Raw genomic sequence first — 17,334 nt, 5'->3', positions numbered from 1 at the left:
CTCCCGTGCAGAACCTGTGGGGCCTGACGCGCAGGCGCGCGCTCGACTACGGCCGGACGACGACCGCGAGCTGTCGACGCTCACCGCTCCCGTCGTCCCCCCTCCTCCCGTAGATCGGTAGTCCTCCCGTGCTCGCTCGTCTCCGCCGCGTGCCCTTCGCGGCCCAGGTCCTCCTCGCCCTCGTCGTGGGCGTCGCCCTCGGGCTGGTCGCCCGCGAGATCGGCCCCGTCTCCGACGGCTCGCCCAACTGGCTGACCAGCACCCTCCAGACCATCGGCAGCAGCTTCGTGGCGCTGCTCAAGGCGCTCGTCCCGCCGCTGATCGTCACCGCGGTCATCGTCTCGATCGCCAACCTCAAGCAGGTCTCCAACGCCGCCCGGCTGGCCGCCCAGACGCTGCTGTGGTTCGCCATCACCGCGCTGATCGCCGTCGGGATCGGCATCGGCCTGGGCCTGCTCACCCAGCCCGGCCGCAACAGCTCGGTGGACGCCTCAAGCGCCCAGGACGTCGGCACGACCGGCGGGTGGTGGGACTTCCTCACCGGCCTGGTCCCCGGCAACATCCTCGGCCTGCAGGCCTCTGCGGGCGAAGGCGGCTCGATCGGCCTGTCGTTCAACGTGCTGCAGCTGATCGTCATCTCCGTCGCGATCGGCGTCGCGATCCTCAAGGTCGGCCCCGCCGCCGAGCCCTTCCTGAACCTCACCCGCTCCGCGCTGGCGATCGTCCAGAAGGTGCTGTGGTGGGTCATCCTGCTGGCCCCGATCGGCACCGTCGGCCTGATCGGCAACGCCGTCGCCAGCTACGGCTGGGATTCCCTCGGCTCGCTCGGTGTCTTCGCCGGCGCCGTCTACGCGGGGCTGGCCCTGGTGCTGTTCGTCGTCTACCCGGTGCTGCTCAAGGCCCACGGCCTCTCACCGCTGCGGTACTTCGCGGGCGCCTGGCCGGCCATCCAGCTGGCGTTCGTCTCCCGGTCCTCGATCGGCACCCTGCCGGTGACCGAGCGGGTCACCGAGCAGAACCTGGGCGTGCCGCGCCACTACGCCTCGTTCGCCGTGCCGCTGGGCGCGACGACCAAGATGGACGGCTGCGCCGCGATCTACCCGGCACTGGCCGCCATCTTCGTGGCGCAGTTCTTCGGCGTGGACCTCGGCGTCACCGACTACCTGCTCATCGCGCTCGTGTCGGTCATCGGTTCCGCGGCCACCGCCGGCGTCACGGGTGCGGTGGTCATGCTGACCCTCACGCTGTCCACCCTCGGCCTGCCGCTGGCCGGCGTCGGCCTGCTGCTGGCCATCGACCCGATCCTGGACATGGGCCGCACCGCGGTGAACGTGGCCGGCCAGGCGCTGGTGCCGACCATCGTCGCCAAGCGCGAGGGCATCCTGGACCTGGAGCGCTACAACTCGACGTCGTCGGTCGAGCCGCTCGCGACGGTCGAGCAGCAGGACGGCGTCGACGCCGACCTGCGCCAGCCCGCCGCCGTCTGATCCGGTGGCCTCGACGGGCCCGGTCCCTCCTCGAGGGGCCGGGCCCGTCGGCGTCTCAGCGCAGCAGGTCGGCGCAGCTCGACTCGTCCGGCAGCAGTGGCCGGAAGGTCACCGACCACCGGTTGCCGTCCGGGGTGGTCCACGGTGTCTGGACGTTCGCCCGCGCGGCCGCCGTCATCAGGGCGGGCACCTGGTCGCCGGTGGCGACGACGCAGGTGTTGCCGGGGATCCACCCCAGCTGGTCGCCGGAGAGAGTCGGGCCCGGCCACGGCAGCGGCTGCTGGGTGAGACCGTCCTCGCGGTCGGTCCACGGGCGGGCGATCACTGCGACCGCGTCCGGGGTCCACGACCCGGGCACGTCCTCCGGACGCTCCGCCGAGGCGAGGCCGACGAGCTCCTCGACCAGCTGCTGGAGTTCCCGACGGGCGGCCAGCTGCTCCCCGGTGAGCCCGCCGTCGCGCATGCGGATCGTCTCGGTCAGGCCGTACGCCTCGCGTACGTACGTGGCGTCCACGGTCGCCACCGTGAAGCGGGTGGTGGGCACGTCGGCCAGCGGCGGGGTGCCCAGGTCGTCGGGGTCGGCGACGCCGGCGGCGAGCGCCCGCTCCACGAGTGCTCGCACACCGTCGGGGCCGACGTCGAGCACCTGGAGGTTGGGCCAGGCGAACCCGGGATAGATGGCCGCCACCGGCCCCTGGAGGAGCACCCGGCCGTCGGCGTAGGCGCTGATGAGCGGTAGGAGGCCAGCCTGGCCCTCCGGCGTCGTGAAGCCGCCCGTCTGCTCGACACGGAGTACCAGCGCCGCGGCGTCGGAGGGCAGCTCGGCCCTCGGCGACGGGTCCGCGTCGGCGTCCGGTGGCGGTGCAGCGGTGCCCGTGCGCTGCGCGCAGGCGGCCACGCCCAGGACGAGGAGCAGCGTCGTCGCCACCCGGCACGCACGCGCGATCGTCATGACCTCCAGACGACGGGGTGGGTGAGCGCGTTCCCGGTCCCGGTAGCGTCGACGCTCGTGCGCCTGGTCATCGCCCGTTGCTCCGTCGATTACATCGGGCGGCTCACCGCCCACCTGCCGATGGCGACCCGGCTGCTGCTGGTCAAGGCCGACGGCTCGGTGTCCATCCACGCCGACGACCGCGCCTACAAGCCGCTGAACTGGATGACGCCGCCCTGCACGCTGAAGGACGAGCTCGTGGACGGCTCGGGCACCTGGACGGTCACGAACAAGGCCGGCGAGCAGCTGGTCATCACCATCGAGGCCGTCGAGCACGACCACTCCCACGAACTCGGCGTGGACCCGGGCCTGCAGAAGGACGGCGTCGAGGCCGAGCTGCAGCGCCTGCTGGCCCTGCACGTCGAGACCTTCGGCGCGGGGTGGTCGTTGGTGCGCCGCGAGTACCCCACCGCGATCGGCCCCGTCGACCTGCTCTGCCGCGACGCGACCGGTACGACCGTCGCCGTGGAGATCAAGCGGCGCGGTGAGATCGACGGCGTCGAGCAGCTCACCCGGTATCTCGAGCTGCTCAACCGCGACCCGCTGCTGGCTCCGGTGAAGGGCGTGTTCGCCGCGCAGGAGATCAAGCCGCAGGCGCGGGTGCTGGCCGCCGACCGGGGCATCGACTGCGTCACCGTCGACTACGCCGTCCTCAAGGGCACCGACGACCCGTCCCAGCGCCTCTTCTAGCGGAAGGACCCCTCTGCCCCCGCCACTCGCGAGCTCGCGGCGGGCCCCTGCAGAGGGGCCGGGGAGGCGTGGGTCACCGTAATGAGAGACTGCCCGCGATCACCGACGGTGGAGGGATGGCAGCGTGGCCAGGGAATTGAACGAGGTCGGCATCGTGGGGCTGGGCACCGCTGGTGCCGCCATCGCGGAGGTATTCGCCCGGGCGGGCCTGTCGGTCACGGCCGTCGAGGTCGACGACGAGGCGGCCGCCCGCGGTCGCGCCGCCATCGAGCGCTCGGTCGCCGCCGGTGAGGCGGACGACGCCGCGCTGGGCCGCATCCGCTACAGCACGTCGCTCGAGGACCTCTCCGGCGCGGAGCTGGTGATCGAGGCCGTCCCCGAGCGCCTGGCGCTCAAGGCGGAGATCTTCGCCCAGCTCGACAAGATCGTCGGACCGGACGCCATCCTGGCGACGAACACCTCCAGCCTCTCGGTCACCGAGCTCGCTGTGGGCACCGGCCGGCCGAGCAAGGTCCTCGGTCTGCACTTCGCCAACGCCGTGCCGACGGCGACGCTGGTCCAGGTCGCCCGCACGGCCGTCACCGACCCGTCGGTGGTCGAGGACGCGGTGGCCCTGGTCGAGCGCGTGGGCAAGGTCGCGGTGACGGTGGGCGACGAGCCCGGCTTCATCACCGACGCCCTGCTCTTCGGCTACCTCAACCACGCGGTCTCGATGTTCGAGAACGGCTACGCCAGCCGTGAGGACATCGACGCCGCCATGCGGTTCGGCTGCGGCCTCCCCATGGGCCCGCTGCAGGTGCTGGACCTCATCGGTGTCGACACCGCCTACGACGTCCTCGACTCGCTGCACGCGGTCTCGGGCAAGCGGCTGCACGCGCCCAGCCCCGTCCTCAAGCAGATGCGGACCGCCGGTCTGCTGGGCCGCAAGAGCGGCCGCGGCTTCTACACGTACGCCGAGGCCGGTTCGGCCGAGGTCGTCGCCGACGCCGCCACCCCGACCCCCGGTGGTGCCGCCGAGGGCGCCCGCCCGGTGCAGAGCGTCGGCGTGGTCGGGTCGGGCACGATGGCCACCGGGATCATCGAGGTCGTCGCCAAGGCCGGCTACGACGTCACCTTCATCGCCCGCTCGGACGAGAAGGTCGCCGGCGTCGAGAAGGCCCTGGCGAAGTCGCTGGACAAGCAGGTGGAGCGCGGCCGGCTCGAGCAGTCCGTCCGCGACGAGGTCCTCGGCCGGGTCACCGGCGCCAGCTCCGTCGAGGCGCTGAGCGACGTCGACCTGGTCGTCGAGGCCGTGATCGAGTCGCTGCCGGTCAAGGAGGCGCTCTTCGCCGACCTCGGCCGGATCGCCAAGCCGGGTGCGGTGCTCGCCACCACGACCTCGAGCCTGCCGGTCATCAAGTGCGCGCAGGCCAGCGGCCGGCCGGCCGACGTGGTGGGCATGCACTTCTTCAACCCCGCGACGGTCATGAAGCTCGTCGAGGTGGTCTCCACCGTCTCCACCGCTCCCGACGTGGCCGCCACGGTGCACGCCGTCACGGCGAAGATCAAGAAGACCGCGGTCTCCTGCAGCGACCGGGCCGGCTTCATCGTCAACGCGCTGCTCTTCCCCTACCTCAACGACGCCGTGTCGATGCTGGCGGCGCACTACGCGCCGGCGGGCGACATCGACACGGCCGTGAAGGCGGGCCTGGGCTACCCGATGGGCCCGTTCGAGCTGCTGGACGTCGTCGGCAACGACGTCTCGCTGGCCATCGAGCAGGAGCTGCACGCCGAGTTCCGCGACCCGGCGCTCGCCCCGGCGCCGCTCCTGGAGCACGTGGTCACCGCCGGGTACCTCGGCCGCAAGACCGGTCGCGGGTTCCACGACTACAGCCGCCGCTGACAGGTGCCCCGCCGGCGCCCACGGCCCGGCCCCCGATCAGCCGATCGGGAGCCGGGCCGTCGCGCTGAGCAGGTCGAGGAGGCCGGCGACGGCGACTGGGTGGTCCGCACGGTCACCGGGGCGGGCACGGGCAAGACCTACCGCTGCCCCGGATGCGATCAGGAGATCCGCCCCGGGACGCCGCACCTGGTCACCTGGCCGGCGTACGCCCGGGACTCCGACCTCGAGCCGTGGGACACCGACTCGGCCGCCGACTGGCGACGGCACTGGCACACGACCTGCTGGCGGGCCCGCGACCGGCGCCGTTAACCGATGCGCCGGGCGAACACCACGACGTTGTCGGCGTAGCTGCCCGTGGCCCGGTCGAAGGCCCCACCGCAGGTGATCAGCCGGAGCTCGGCGCCGGGCACGGGTCCGTAGACGTCCCGGGTCGGGAAGACGCCCTTGCCGACCTGCACCACCCGCTCGACGGCGAACCGGACGGCGCTGCCGTCGGCACGGTCGACGACCACCTCGTCGCCGGGTACGAGCCGGTGCAACCCCTGGAACACCGCGGGGCGGCCGGCCCAGTCGACGTGCCCGGCGAGCACGGCCGGTCCCGGGTCCCCGGGCCGCGGCCCGCCGACGTACCACCCGGCCACCGAGGGATCCGCCGGCACCGCGAGGCCGCCGACGGCGTCGAGGCCCGAGCCGGCCAGGGTGGCGTCGATGCCGGCGGCGGGTGCCCGGACGCGCACCGGCGCCAGATCACCGGTGCGTGCACCGCCGGCGGCCGAGAGGGCCGCAGCCAGCAGGGGGAACCGCGCCCGGAGTGGCCGGAGGTCGTCCAGCAACCCGGGGGTAGCGAACCGTTCCGCGACCCGACCACCCGCCGCGACGCCACCGACGGGCACCACGGCAGGGACGGCAGCGTCGACGACCGCCCGCGCGGTCAGCCCGCCGTCAGGGGCGTCGAGCACGAGCAGGCTCACCACCGTCCCGGCGACGAGATCCACCGGCACGGTGGTCGTGCGGCCGCCCGCGTCCAGGCGGAGTCGGGCCGGTCCGGCAGGGACAGGTCTGGCGGCCGACGCGGCGGCGAAGGGCAGACCCACGGCGACGGCGGGTCCGCCCTCGACGGAGACGTCCACCGTCGGTGCCCCGGCGGCCGCGGCGAGCACCCGCACGCGGGCCGTCCCGTCGGCCGGGGCGGTCAGGTCGTCGGCGAGAGGGAGAAGGGCGAGGTCGGCGAATGCGCCGGAGAGCGCGAGCGTGCGGACGCTGCCGGAAGGGACCTCGAGGCGGAGCGAGAGGGCCGGCGGTGTGGTCGGCGGAGCGCCCGCCGCCCGCACGCTGACCGCGTAGCTGCCCGGGGCCAGGTCGCGGTACCCGCCCACGTCGCCGTAGCCGAGTGCCCGCGCGACGTCCGTGCCCGCGTCGACGGTGGGACCACCCGACGGTGCCGGCGTCAGTGCGACGTCGATGGCCGGTGAGTCGGAGGAGAGGTGGGCGATGCGGAGCCGGCCGGGCTCCTCGTCGGCGTGCGCGGAGGTTGCTCCGCCGACGATCGAGAGCAGGCAGCAGAGCAGGGCGACCACTACGGGAGCGAGCGTCCTGCGGCCCCCCTGCAGGGTCCCGGCGCGAGCCTGCGGGTGTCGGGGGGCAGGGGGGTCCTCTTTCAGGAACGACCCTGCGCGACGGGCTGGTCGATCGCCTGGGTCGACGGACCGCCGGCCGGAGCGGCGGTGGCGCCGGCGGGGGTCTGGTTCGGGCGGGGCGGCAGCGGCAGCTGCCGGGTGACCGGTCCCTCGGCCCGGGCGGGCTGACGGGCGGCCTCGCCGTCGCCGCGCGACGCCGGGGTGCCCGAACCGGCAGGCGCCGTCGTCGTCGCGGGCGGGGCCGGCTCGGCGGCGGCCTGGGGTGCGGCCGCGGCGGGCTGGGTCACGCGCGGCGTGGGCTGCGGGCGCTGCTCGGGCGCCCGGCCCGCCTCGGCCCGCTCGGGCTCGGTGGCACGCGTCTCCGGACCGGCCGGCTCGGTGCGCTCCACGGCACGGGTGGCCGGCTGCTCCGGGCGGTCGCCGAGGTCGGGCAGGTTGTCCAGCAGCCGCCGGGCCTGGACCAGCCGGCTGGTGAGCTCGTCGCGCACGCCGCGGATGGCCTCGGCCTTGGCCTCGGCGTCGGCGACCAGCTGGGCCGCGTGCTGCTCGGCGGCGGCGACGCGCTGGCGGGCGGCCTGGGTGGAGACGCGCTCGCGCTCCTCCTCGGCGCGCGCGGCCTCGGCACGGCGGGCCCGCTGGGCGATGTCGAAGTCCTCCTCGACCTTCGCCCGCCGGGCCTGCGACTCGGCGTCGAGGCGGGCGACCCGCTCCTGGGCCTTGCCGACGAGCTCGTCGGCGCGCAGCTGGGCCTTCTGCATGATCTGCTCGGCGCCCTGACGCGCCTCGGCGATCATCCGCTCCACCTCGGCCTGACCGGCCGCGTGGCGCTCGAGCAGCGCGCGCTCCTCGGCGTCGGTCTGCTCGCGCACGGCCTGGGCGTCGAGCTCGGCCGCGCGGCGGATCTCGCCGGCCTCCTCCTCGGCCAGCTGCAGCATGTGCTGGATGCGCTCGCTGATGTTCTCGAAGGTGGGGGCCGAGGCGGTGGCCGCCTTGCGGCGCAGCGACTCGATCTCGCCGTGCATCGCCGACAGCTGACCGGCGAGGTCAGCGGTACGGGCGACGGCGGCGTCGCGGTCGGCCAGTGCGATGCGGAAGTCCGCCTCGAGCCGCTCGATGGTGTCGGCGACCTGGCTGCGGTCGTACCCCCGCAGCACCACGTCGAACGAGTGCTGCGCCTCGTGCATCGGCAGTTCGTGGCGGGGGTCGCTCATGTCGTCATCCTCGCAGAAGGGGTATCGGCTCGTCACCGTGTCGCGCTCGTGCGATCCCAATCGTCACCGACGCCACGGGAGCCACGCCGGGCAGGGGGTGGACGCACGAGGGCCCGGCCCCCGGGAAGGGGAGCCGGGCCCGGTGCAGTGCGTCAGACGCTGGCTACACGCCGCGGAAGCGGTTGATCGCCTCGAGGTGCTTCTCGCGCTTCTCGGCGTTCTTCACGCCCAGCCCCTCCTCGGGGGCGAGGGTGAGGACGCCGACCTTGCCCTGGTGGGCGTTCTTGTGGACGTCGAGGGCGGCCTGGCCGACCTGCTCCATCGGGTACACCTTCGACAGGGTCGGGTGGATGAGGCCCTTGTCGATGAGCCGGTTGGCCTCCCACGCCTCCTTGTAGTTGGCGAAGTGGGAGCTGAGGATGTTCTTGAGGTTCATCCACAGGTAGCGGTTGTCGTACTGGTGCATGTAGCCGCTGGTGGAGGCGCAGGTGACGATCGTCCCGCCCTTCTTGGCGACGTAGACGCTGGCGCCGAAGGTCTCGCGGCCGGGGTGCTCGAAGACGATGTCGACGTCCTCGCCACCGGTCAGCTCACGGATCTTCTTGCCGAAGCGCTGCCACTCCTTGGGGTCCTGGTTGTGCTCGTCCTTCCAGAACTTGTAGCCCTCGGCGGAGCGGTCGATGATCAGCTCGGCGCCCATCTTGCGGACGATCTCCGCCTTCTCCGGGCTGCTGACGACGCACACCGGGATCGCGCCGCCGTTGAGCGCCATCTGGGTGGCGTAGGAGCCCAGGCCGCCCGAGGCGCCCCAGATGAGCACCGTGTCGCCCTGCTTCATGTGGGCGCCGTTCCGGCTGACCAGCTGGCGGTAGGCGGTGGAGTTGACCAGCCCAGGGCTGGCCGCCTCCTCCCAGGAGAGGTGGGCCGGCTTGGGCATGAGCTGGTTGCTCTTGACCAGAGCCAGCTCGGCGAGACCGCCGAAGTTGGTCTCGAAGCCCCAGATCCGCTGCTGCGGGTCCATCATCGTGTCGTCGTGACCGGCCGGGTCCTCGAGCTCCACCGAGAGGCAGTGCGCGACGACCTCGTCGCCGGCCTTCCACTTGTTGACGCCCGGGCCCACGCGCAGGACGACGCCGGCCAGGTCGGAGCCCACCACGTGGTAGGGCAGGTCGTGCCGCTTGGTCAGCTCCGAGAGGCGGCCGTAGCGCTCGAGGAAGCCGAAGGTCGAGACCGGCTCGAAGATCGACGTCCACACGGTGTTGTAGTTCACCGACGACGCCATGACGGCGACGATCGCCTCGCCCGGGCCGAGCTCAGGGGTGGGCACCTCGTCGATGTGGAGGGACTTGCGGGGGTCCTTCTCCTTCGTCGGCACCCCCTCGAACATGTTCTGCTCGTCCTTGCGCACGACAACGGCGCGGTAGGACTCCGGCACGGCCAGGCCCCCCAGCGCGTCCAGCTGGTCGGCGAGGATGGCGTCCCTGATCTCGTTCACGCGAACTCCTGTTCGTGGAAGGCCGTCGACGGCCGGCTCCGAGGGCGGTACTGGGCACTGCGGTGACGGGAGAGGCTACCGATCGGTAACGGGCCCGCCGGAAAGGGTGGTCGGGGATGGGCGCGCGGTCAGTGCGCCGACGCGGCGGGCTGCACCAGCTCGACGAGCACCCCGCCGGCGTCCTTGGGGTGGATGAAGTTGACCCGGCTGTCCGAGGTGCCGCGCTTGGGCACGTCGTAGAGCAGCCGCAGGCCGCGCTCGCGGAGGGTGGCGCTGACGGCCTCGACGTCGTCGACCCGGAATGCCAGCTGCTGCAGGCCCGGGCCCGAGCGGCCGATGAACTTGGCGATGGTCGACTCCGGGGTCAGCGGCGCGAGCAGCTGGATGCGGGTGTCGCCGTCCCCGACGGCGAGCATCGCCTCGCGGACGCCCTGCTCCTCGTTGGTCTCCTCGTGCACCGACCGCACGCCGAAGGCCTGGGCGTAGAAGGCGATCGCCTCGTCCAGGTCGGGTACGGCGATGCCCACGTGGTCGATGGTGGTGAACAGACCCTCGGGCATACCCGTGGCCGCAGCGTCGTTGGTGGTCACGTCGGCATCCTGCCGCGCTGCCGCCGGTGGCGACACTCCGGGGCCGTCCGGCTGCCCGGTCGGGTGACCGGGAGTGGGCCACACCACGTCCACCGGGGCGTGGTCCTATCCTGGTATACAGCCCGACGCCGCGCGCTCAGCGCGGCTCTGTCTTAACCGGTCGCCCGCATCGGCGGCCCGGCACTGGAGGCCTCATGTCCCGCTCGGTCATCGTCAGCGGCGCCCGCACCCCGATGGGCCGGCTGCTCGGCTCGCTCAAGGACTTCTCCGCCGCCGACCTCGGTGGCTTCGCCATCAAGGCCGCGCTGGAGCGCGCCGGTATCTCCGGAGACCAGGTCGACTACGTGATCATGGGCCAGGTCATCCAGGCCGGCGCCGGGCAGAACCCGGCCCGCCCCGCCGCGGTCAAGGCCGGCATCCCGATGTCGGTGCCCGCGCTGACCATCAACAAGGTCTGCCTCTCCGGCATGTCGGCCATCGCGATGGCCGACCAGCTCATCCGCGCCGGCGAGTACGACATCGTCGTCGCCGGCGGCCAGGAGTCGATGACCCAGGCGCCGCACCTCCTCGCCAACTCGCGCACCGGCACGAAGTTCGGCGACACCAAGCTCATCGACTCGATGTCGCACGATGGCTTGTCCGACACCTTCGACCAGGTGGCGATGGGCGCGCTCACCGAGCAGGCCAACTCCCGCTACAACCTGACCCGCGAGGAGCAGGACGAGTTCGCCGCGGCCAGCCACCAGAAGGCCGCGCGCTCGCACAAGGACGGCGTCTTCGCCGAGTCGATCACCCCGGTGCTCATCCCGCAGCGCAAGGGCGACCCGATCGAGTTCACCGACGACGAGGGCATCCGCGCCGACACCACGGTCGACAGCCTGAGCAAGCTCAAGCCCGCCTTCGCCAAGGACGGCACGATCACCGCCGGCACCGCCTCGCAGATCTCCGACGGCGCCTGCGCCGTGGTGGTCATGAGCGCGGCCAAGGCCAAGGAGCTCGGCATCACCCCGATCGCCGAGATCGGCGCCCACGGCGTCGTCGCCGGGCCGGACGCCACGCTGCAGAGCCAGCCGTCGGGGGCCATCAAGAAGGCCTGCGCCCGCGAGGGCATCGACCCGAAGGACCTCGACGTCGTCGAGCTGAACGAGGCCTTCGCCGCCGTTGGCATCGTCTCCACCCGCGAGCTGGGCATCGACCCCGAGAAGGTCAACCCCAACGGTGGCGCCATCGCCCTCGGGCACCCGATCGGCATGAGCGGTGCCCGCGTCGTCCTCGACGTCGCGCTGGAGATCCGCCGCCGGGGCCTCAAGGTCGGTGCCGCCGCGCTGTGCGGCGGCGGTGGCCAGGGCGACGCCCTGATCCTGCACGCGCCCAGCAACGCGTGACGGAGGTCCCTGCGGGGACCGCGGTCCAGACGTCCGCCCCCGCCGCCTCCGGGCGGCGGGGGCGGCGTGCTGTCGACGTCCCCGCACTGGTCGAGCGGGCCCGTGAGGGCGAGGCGCGCTCGGTGGCCCGGTTGATCTCGCTGGTCGAGGACGCCAGCCCCGCGCTGCGCGAGGTCGCGTCCGCGCTGGCCCCGCACACCGGCCGGGCCCAGGTGCTGGGGCTCACCGGCTCGCCGGGGGTCGGCAAGTCGACGACGACGACGGCGCTGGTGCGTGCGCTCCGGCAGGCCGGCAAGCGCGTCGGCGTGCTCGCCGTCGACCCGTCCTCGCCGTTCTCCGGCGGCGCCCTGCTGGGCGACCGGGTGCGCATGCAGGACCACGCCGGTGACGACGGCGTCTTCATCCGCTCCATGGCGTCGCGGGGACACCTGGGCGGACTGTCGTGGGCGACCCCGCAGGCCCTGCGCGTGCTCGATGCCGCCGGGTGCGACGTCGTGCTGATCGAGACCGTCGGGGTCGGCCAGTCCGAGCTGGAGATCGCCTCGCTCGCCGACACGACCCTGGTGCTCGTCGCGCCCGGGATGGGCGACGGCATCCAGGCGGCCAAGGCCGGGATCCTCGAGGTCGCCGACGTCTTCGTCGTGAACAAGGCCGACCGCGACGGCGCCCAGCAGGCGGTGCGCGACCTGCGCTACATGCAGTCCCTCGGCGGCCGGTACTCCGAGCCCGGTGGCTGGCGGCCGCCGATCTGCCGGACGGTGGCCTCCCGCGACACCGACAACGGCATCGACGACGTCCTGGCGAAGGTGGCCGACCACCGGAGCTGGCTGGAGTCCTCCGGGGAGGGGCACCGCCGGCGGGCCGAGCGTGCGGCGCGGGAGATCGAGGCGATCGCCCTCGCCGCGCTGCGTGCCCGGATCGGCGACCTGCGCGGGTCAGCGGCCCTCGGCGCGCTGGCCGAGCGGGTCGTGGCGGGGGAGACCGACCCCTACGCCGCGGCCGACGAGCTGGTCGCGAGGCTCTGAGGCGCCTGCCGTGCGAAGCGGGCGGTGAGCCGCTCCCACGGCAGGATCGACAGGATCGCGACGACGTGCGGCAGGAAGATGATCGTCACGCCGGCGAACACCATGAGGTGGAAGCCGAGCAGGAAGAGCACCAGCCCGATGCGCGCGCGGTCGCTGCGCACGAAGAGCATGAGCGGCGCCGCGAGCTCCAGGATCACCATCACCCACTGCGCGGCGGTCAGCAGCCAGGGCACCTCGAGCGTCCAGTCCGACGCCCACGTGCCGCGGCGCAGCACGGCCCGGGTCAGCGTGGAACCGGTCGGCCAGTCCCAGCCGCCGAAGCGGATCTTCGCCCAGGCGGCGAGGAAGTAGGTGAGCATGACGGTCACGAGCACGGCCGCCATCGCCCAGCCCGCGGCCTCCGAGCTCCGCCGGTCGCGGAACCGCGCGCAGCCGATCGTGGGCAGCACCGCGAGCAGGACGAGGAAGGCGATCCGGTCGTGATCGACCTTGCCGTAGCTCATCGCGATGACCATCCACTCCAGGTACAGGAGGAAGACGGCGGTGCCGAGCAGCCGCGGCGCCCGGCCGGTGGCGGCCGCCACCGCGGCCAGCACCAGCGCCCACTGGACGACGAGGACCAGGGTGTGGGTGGGCGTGGGCAGGTGCAGCACCCGCCCGATCAGCAGCGGGGCGTACCACTCGGTCGGGACGTCGGCGTGCGCCTTGACCCAGGCGGTGGTGAGGAAGACGTCGACCGGGATGAACAGATAGGCGATCACGCGGACCACCGCGATCCTCGCCAGCGGTACGGGGGTGAACCACCAGCGGCTCGTCAGCGGACGGGCGGCCGTGGTCGGGGTCGTGTTCGTCGACATCGTGGTCACGAGTCCCCCTCGTCCAGGTCGTATTCGACGACGACGGTGTCGGTGTAGTCGCCCGTCGGCTTGCCGTCGGCCAGCTCGAACTTCCGGTGCACCATCTGGACCTTCACGAGTTCCGGGGCGTCCGGGTTGGCGTCCTCGAACGAGTCGGCGAGCAGCCCCAGCAGCTCGGGGTGCTCGCGCAGCCGGTCGATCTGACCCTCGAACTCGGCTCGCCGCAGACCCACCTGGCCGCCGGAGAGCCGCACCTCCTCGCCCGCCGCGGTCACCCCGACCGCCCGGGTGGAGATCACCGGGGTGTTCGGGTCGTTGCGCGTGGAGTACATGCGGAAGGGACCGAACGGGAACGCGTCGTCGTCGCCCCAGACGGTGCCGGCGAGCAGCAGCGCCAGGACGAGCACCACGGCCGCGAGACGGCTCCGGCGCCCGGCGGGGGTCAGCCGGAGCACCTCCGGCTCGGCCGTCGGTGGGGGATCGAGGGAGGACTGCACCGGCGAAGGCTAGATCCGGCCGTGCGCCGACCGCCACGGGCACGCGCGCGACGCCGGTCACCGAGCCTCACGGGCACGGCCCGACCCACGCGCCCCGGAACTTGCGGATCGGTCGCGCCGTCGTGAGGATCACCGGGTGAGCGGGCGTGCTGGACGACCGGATGCCGTCGTCGTCGGAGCGGGGCCCAACGGGCTGGCCGCCGCGCTGCGGCTGTCCGCGGCGGGCCTGCGGGTGCAGGTGGTGGACGCCGGTGACCGGCCCGGCGGCGGGATGCGCACCGAGGAGCTGATCCGCCCGGGCTTCCACCACGACGTCTGCTCGACGGTGCAGCCGATGGCCGTCGCGGCGCCGTTCTTCCGCGAGTTCGACGTGGAGAGCCGAGGCGTCCGCTTCGTGCACCCGGAGGTCAACTTCGCCCACCCGCTGGACGGCGGGGGAGCGGCCCTGTCGTTCCGCTCGCTGGAAGAGACGGCCGCAGGGCTCGGGCCCGACGCCGAGGCCTACCGCCGCCTGTTCGGCCCGCTGGTCGACCACGGCACCGACGTCGTCGACTTCTTCCTCTCCAGCCGGCTGCGCTCGCTGCCCACGAAGAGCGTCGCCGAGGTCACCAAGTTCGCCCTGACCGGGCTGCCGAACGTGCGCTGGCTGGCCAACCGGTACTTCGACACCGAGGAGGGGCGGGCGCTCGTCGCCGGCGCCGCGGCGCACGGGATGCTGGACCTGAGCCAGCCGCTGACCTCCGCGCTGGGGATGCTCCTGGCGATGCTGTCCCACCACGCCGGATGGCCGGTGATCGAGGGCGGCTCGCAGAAGCTGGCCGACGCGATGGTGACGGCGCTGGAGGAGCAGGGCGGCGAGGTCGTGACCGGGCACCGGGTCACCGACCTGCGCGAGTTCGAGGGGGTGCCCGCGGTCCTGCTGGACACCACGCCCGAGGACTTCGTGACGATGGCGGGGGACCGGCTCAACGAGGGCTACCGGCGCTGGGTCCGGCGGTACAAGCACGGTGCCGGCGTCTTCAAGATCGACTGGATCCTGTCCGAGCCGGTGCCGTGGACCAACCCCGACGTCCGCCGGGCCGGCACCATCCACGTCGCGGGCACCCTCGAGGAGACGCTCGCAGGTGAGCGCGCTCCCAACCAGGGCCGGCTGACCGACAAGCCCTACGTGCTGGCCGTCCAGCCCACGGTGCCCGACCCCACGCGGGCACCGGAGGGCGGCCACATCTTCTGGGCCTACGTGCACGTGCCGCACGGTGCCGACGTCGACATGACCGGGCCCATCGAGGACCAGATCGAGCGCTTCGCACCGGGCTTCAAGGACACGGTCGTCGCGCGGGCGACCAAGAACGCCGTCCAGATGGAGCAGTGGAACCCGAGCTACCTCGGGGGCGACATCTCCAACGGGCAGGCCACGTTGCGGCAGATGCTGGCCCGGCCCGTCCCGCGCTGGAACACCTACCGGACGCCGGTGGAGGGCGTGTACCTGGCGTCCTCGGCGACCCCGCCCGGGCCGGCGGTGCACGGCATGTGCGGTGACCTGGGCGCCCGGGTCGCGCTGCGGGACGTGTTCGGCGTCCGCGAGGTGCCGCCGCTGCGCCCGGCCCTGCGCTGAGCCGGGCGCCGCCTACGGCCCGGTCCCGAGGCTCGCCGCGAGCGTGCGAGCGGTGAGGAGGACCGGGTCCTTCATCACACGATCCGGCGCGCGGTGTTGTACCCCTCCATGATCACGCTGTGGTACTCCACGCCGGTGGACTCCGTCGCCGCGTGCGCGATCACGCCGTCGCCGACGTAGATGCCGACGTGGCTGATCGGCTCGTAGTAGAAGACCAGGTCGCCGGGCTGCAGGTCGGCGCTCGCGACGGGGACGCCGACGGTGGCCTGGTCGGCGCTCCGGCGCGGCAGCTCGATGCCCGCGGCCCGGTAGGCGTAGGAGGTGAGTCCCGAGCAGTCGAAGCTGTCGGGGCCGTTGCCGCCGTACTGGTAGGCCTTCCCGACCTGTGCGCGGGCGGTGTCGACGGCGACCTGGGCCGGCGCGGGCGCCGGGGCCTGCGCGGCGACGGGTGCGGCCGCGGGCTCGGCGGCGACCGCGGTGGCGGGTGTGAGGAAGAGGCCCAGCGAGGCTGCGGCCCCGGCGAGCAGGCCGGCGCCGGTGCGGCGGACGACGTGGGCGGAGGTGCTGTTCGGGCGAGTGGTCACCATGCGGTGGCTCTCCTTCCGTTCGCCCGTCGCAGCCTGGTCGCGGGCACGGCGCAGCACACCTGAGCTGGTTCGTCGGGTGTGCTGGGCGGCTCGCGCTCCGGGGGGCCTCGTGGGGCTCCACTCCGGGCTGCGGCGGTACCGGGGCCGGGGCCACCCTCGTCGGGCGGCGACCACCCGGCCGGCTCCTCCACCGTACGAACCGCCGTGCCGGGCTTCAACCCGGCGGCCGCCGGATCGACAGGTCGACGGGTCGACATGTCGCGCCAGCACTGGGATAACAGGGGTCGGGTGTCCCCGGTCACAGCCGGATCGGCGACAGCCCGCCGGGCCGCCACGGGTAGCGTCCCGGGCATGGTCCGGCCGCTGGGGTTGCCCTTCGATCCGATCGAGCGCGCCGGGCAGACCTGGGAGGAGCGCTTCGGGCCGGCGGCGGCGATGCGGGCGGCGACGTCGGTGTTCCGGGTGCAGCAGATCCTGCTGGCCCGCTTCGACGAGGTGCTCCGGCCGCACGAGCTGACCTTCGCTCGGTACGAGGTGCTGGTGCTGCTCACCTTCAGCCGCACCGGGGAGTTGCCGCTCAAGGTGATCGGGAGCCGGCTGATGGTGCACCCGACCAGCGTCACCAACGCGATCGACCGGCTCGTCGTGGCCGGCTACGTCGACCGTCGTCCGAACCCGGCCGACGGGCGCGGCGTGCTCGCCGGCATCACCGGGGCCGGGCGGGCGGTGGTCGAACTCGGGACGCGTGCCCTCACGGAGCTGGACTTCGGCCTCGGCGACCTGGCGGACGACGACCTCGGCACCCTCTTCGAGGTGCTCCGCCGCGTCCGGCTGGGCGCGGGCGACGTGTCGGGCGCCGATTCCTGACAGACCCTCCCGGCACCATGCGCGCCATGACCGACGCCATGACAGGTGCCAGGCACCACACCATCGACTACGTCGAGCTCACCGTCACCGACCTCGCCGCGGCGAAGCGCTTCTACGCCGACGCCTTCGGCTGGGGGTTCACCGACTACGGGCCGGCGTACTCCGGCATCCGGGGCGCGGAGGGAGGGCCCGAGGTCGGCGGCCTCCGGCTCGACGAGCAGCCGCCCAGCCCCGGTGGGCCCCTGGTCCTGCTCTTCTCCGCCGACCTGGACCGGACCCTCGGCGCCGTCGAGGCGGCCGGGGGCCGGGTGACCGAGGGCCCGTACGCGTTCCCGGGCGGTCGCCGCTTCCACTTCGCCGACCCCAGCGGCAACCAGCTGGGCGTCTGGGCCGAGCGCTGACCGGCGCCGCACTGTGACGTAACCCACCGGCGACCGGGTCGTTGCCCACGACAACACTCCCGGACCCGGAGGTTCGTCGTGCGGCTCGGAACCGTGCTCGTGGCAGGAGCGGTCGCC

17 protein-coding genes are annotated in these 17,334 nt (G+C 73.3%); 9 read left to right on the top strand and 8 right to left on the bottom strand.

Annotated features, from left to right (window positions below):
- The first annotated feature begins 128 nt into the window (after nt 1–128).
- Nucleotides 129–1,487: a dicarboxylate/amino acid:cation symporter gene (locus BLS70_RS07560; RefSeq protein WP_091765357.1), complete on the top strand. Its 1,359-nt coding sequence runs from the start codon at nt 129–131 to the stop codon at nt 1,485–1,487.
- 55 nt (nt 1,488–1,542) lie between these two features.
- On the opposite strand, the gene BLS70_RS07555 is transcribed toward BLS70_RS07560, so the two are convergent.
- Nucleotides 1,543–2,439 carry a hypothetical protein gene (locus BLS70_RS07555; protein ID WP_091765353.1) on the bottom strand — a complete coding sequence of 299 codons (897 nt, stop codon included), beginning with the start codon at nt 2,437–2,439 and terminating at the stop codon, nt 1,543–1,545.
- Nucleotides 2,440–2,460: 21 nt separating this feature from the next.
- On the opposite strand from BLS70_RS07555, the gene nucS reads away from it, so the two are divergent.
- The 3 genes from nucS (at nt 2,461) to BLS70_RS07540 (ending at nt 5,359) form a co-directional block, all read left to right on the top strand.
- Nucleotides 2,461–3,168: an endonuclease NucS gene (gene nucS / locus BLS70_RS07550; protein WP_255362302.1), complete on the top strand. Its 708-nt coding sequence runs from the start codon at nt 2,461–2,463 to the stop codon at nt 3,166–3,168.
- Between the two features lie 124 nt (nt 3,169–3,292).
- Complete coding sequence (locus tag BLS70_RS07545) at nt 3,293–5,050, top strand: 3-hydroxyacyl-CoA dehydrogenase family protein (RefSeq protein WP_091765350.1); 1,758 nt, start codon at nt 3,293–3,295, stop codon at nt 5,048–5,050.
- A gap of 3 nt (nt 5,051–5,053) precedes the next feature.
- Nucleotides 5,054–5,359 (top strand): Rv1322 family protein, encoded by a 306-nt coding sequence (locus BLS70_RS07540; protein WP_176946329.1) that lies wholly within the window; start codon nt 5,054–5,056, stop codon nt 5,357–5,359.
- On the opposite strand, the gene BLS70_RS07535 is transcribed toward BLS70_RS07540, so the two are convergent.
- The 4 genes from BLS70_RS07535 to mce form a co-directional block, all read right to left on the bottom strand.
- On the bottom strand, nt 5,356–6,627 hold the full coding sequence (locus BLS70_RS07535) for a class F sortase (RefSeq protein WP_091765344.1): 1,272 nt from the start codon (nt 6,625–6,627) through the stop codon (nt 5,356–5,358). The two genes, BLS70_RS07540 and BLS70_RS07535, sit on opposite strands and share 4 nt — an antisense overlap.
- 80 nt (nt 6,628–6,707) lie before the next feature.
- Nucleotides 6,708–7,898, bottom strand: coding sequence for a coiled-coil domain-containing protein (locus tag BLS70_RS07530; protein WP_091765342.1), 1,191 nt, complete (start codon nt 7,896–7,898; stop codon nt 6,708–6,710).
- Between the two features lie 163 nt (nt 7,899–8,061).
- Nucleotides 8,062–9,393 (bottom strand): crotonyl-CoA carboxylase/reductase, encoded by a 1,332-nt coding sequence (gene ccrA / locus BLS70_RS07525; protein WP_091765339.1) that lies wholly within the window; start codon nt 9,391–9,393, stop codon nt 8,062–8,064.
- A gap of 128 nt (nt 9,394–9,521) precedes the next feature.
- Nucleotides 9,522–9,983, bottom strand: a complete 462-nt coding sequence (gene mce / locus BLS70_RS07520) for a methylmalonyl-CoA epimerase (protein WP_218122319.1) — start codon at nt 9,981–9,983, stop codon at nt 9,522–9,524.
- 194 nt (nt 9,984–10,177) lie between these two features.
- Here mce and BLS70_RS07515 point away from each other — a divergent pair, with 194 nt between their 5' ends.
- On the top strand, nt 10,178–11,368 hold the full coding sequence (locus BLS70_RS07515; protein ID WP_091765336.1) for an acetyl-CoA C-acetyltransferase: 1,191 nt from the start codon (nt 10,178–10,180) through the stop codon (nt 11,366–11,368).
- The gene (gene meaB / locus BLS70_RS07510; protein ID WP_091765333.1) at nt 11,365–12,393 is read left to right on the top strand and encodes a methylmalonyl Co-A mutase-associated GTPase MeaB; all 1,029 of its coding nucleotides are present in this window, start codon (nt 11,365–11,367) and stop codon (nt 12,391–12,393) included. The genes BLS70_RS07515 and meaB overlap by 4 nt, the downstream gene beginning before the upstream one ends.
- Here meaB and BLS70_RS07505 read toward each other — a convergent pair.
- Both BLS70_RS07505 and BLS70_RS07500 read right to left on the bottom strand, forming a co-directional pair.
- The gene (locus tag BLS70_RS07505) at nt 12,357–13,250 is read right to left on the bottom strand and encodes an HTTM domain-containing protein (RefSeq protein ID WP_091765962.1); all 894 of its coding nucleotides are present in this window, start codon (nt 13,248–13,250) and stop codon (nt 12,357–12,359) included. The genes meaB and BLS70_RS07505 overlap by 37 nt on opposite strands.
- A gap of 5 nt (nt 13,251–13,255) precedes the next feature.
- Nucleotides 13,256–13,747, bottom strand: a complete 492-nt coding sequence (locus BLS70_RS07500; protein WP_091765331.1) for a hypothetical protein — start codon at nt 13,745–13,747, stop codon at nt 13,256–13,258.
- Nucleotides 13,748–13,883: 136 nt separating this feature from the next.
- Between BLS70_RS07500 and BLS70_RS07495 the strand changes: the two genes are divergently transcribed.
- Entirely contained in the window at nt 13,884–15,362 is a 1,479-nt protein-coding gene (locus tag BLS70_RS07495; RefSeq protein ID WP_091765328.1) for a phytoene desaturase family protein, read from the top strand.
- 74 nt (nt 15,363–15,436) lie between these two features.
- Here BLS70_RS07495 and BLS70_RS07490 read toward each other — a convergent pair whose 3' ends face one another.
- Nucleotides 15,437–15,949 carry a C40 family peptidase gene (locus BLS70_RS07490; protein ID WP_091765959.1) on the bottom strand — a complete coding sequence of 171 codons (513 nt, stop codon included), beginning with the start codon at nt 15,947–15,949 and terminating at the stop codon, nt 15,437–15,439.
- Between the two features lie 351 nt (nt 15,950–16,300).
- Here BLS70_RS07490 and BLS70_RS07485 point away from each other — a divergent pair, with 351 nt between their 5' ends.
- Nucleotides 16,301–16,816 carry a MarR family winged helix-turn-helix transcriptional regulator gene (locus BLS70_RS07485; RefSeq protein WP_091765325.1) on the top strand — a complete coding sequence of 172 codons (516 nt, stop codon included), beginning with the start codon at nt 16,301–16,303 and terminating at the stop codon, nt 16,814–16,816.
- 26 nt (nt 16,817–16,842) lie between these two features.
- Complete coding sequence (locus BLS70_RS07480) at nt 16,843–17,217, top strand: VOC family protein (protein ID WP_255362301.1); 375 nt, start codon at nt 16,843–16,845, stop codon at nt 17,215–17,217.
- Nucleotides 17,218–17,334 lie beyond the last annotated feature (117 nt).

This window comes from Blastococcus aurantiacus (genome assembly GCF_900102425.1).
GTDB lineage: Bacteria > Actinomycetota > Actinomycetes > Mycobacteriales > Geodermatophilaceae > Blastococcus > Blastococcus aurantiacus.
This window is presented reverse-complemented; position numbering and strand designations above follow the sequence as displayed.

Coding starts and splice junctions, on each gene's coding strand:
- BLS70_RS07555 (WP_091765353.1), bottom strand. CDS start 2,439: ATGACGATCGCGCGTGCGTGCCGGGTGGCGACGACGCTGCTCCTCGTC.
- BLS70_RS07530 (WP_091765342.1), bottom strand. CDS start 7,898: ATGAGCGACCCCCGCCACGAACTGCCGATGCACGAGGCGCAGCACTCG.
- BLS70_RS07515 (WP_091765336.1), top strand. CDS start 10,178: ATGTCCCGCTCGGTCATCGTCAGCGGCGCCCGCACCCCGATGGGCCGG.
- BLS70_RS07505 (WP_091765962.1), bottom strand. CDS start 13,250: ATGTCGACGAACACGACCCCGACCACGGCCGCCCGTCCGCTGACGAGC.
- BLS70_RS07490 (WP_091765959.1), bottom strand. CDS start 15,949: ATGGTGACCACTCGCCCGAACAGCACCTCCGCCCACGTCGTCCGCCGC.
- BLS70_RS07485 (WP_091765325.1), top strand. CDS start 16,301: ATGGTCCGGCCGCTGGGGTTGCCCTTCGATCCGATCGAGCGCGCCGGG.
- BLS70_RS07480 (WP_255362301.1), top strand. CDS start 16,843: ATGACCGACGCCATGACAGGTGCCAGGCACCACACCATCGACTACGTC.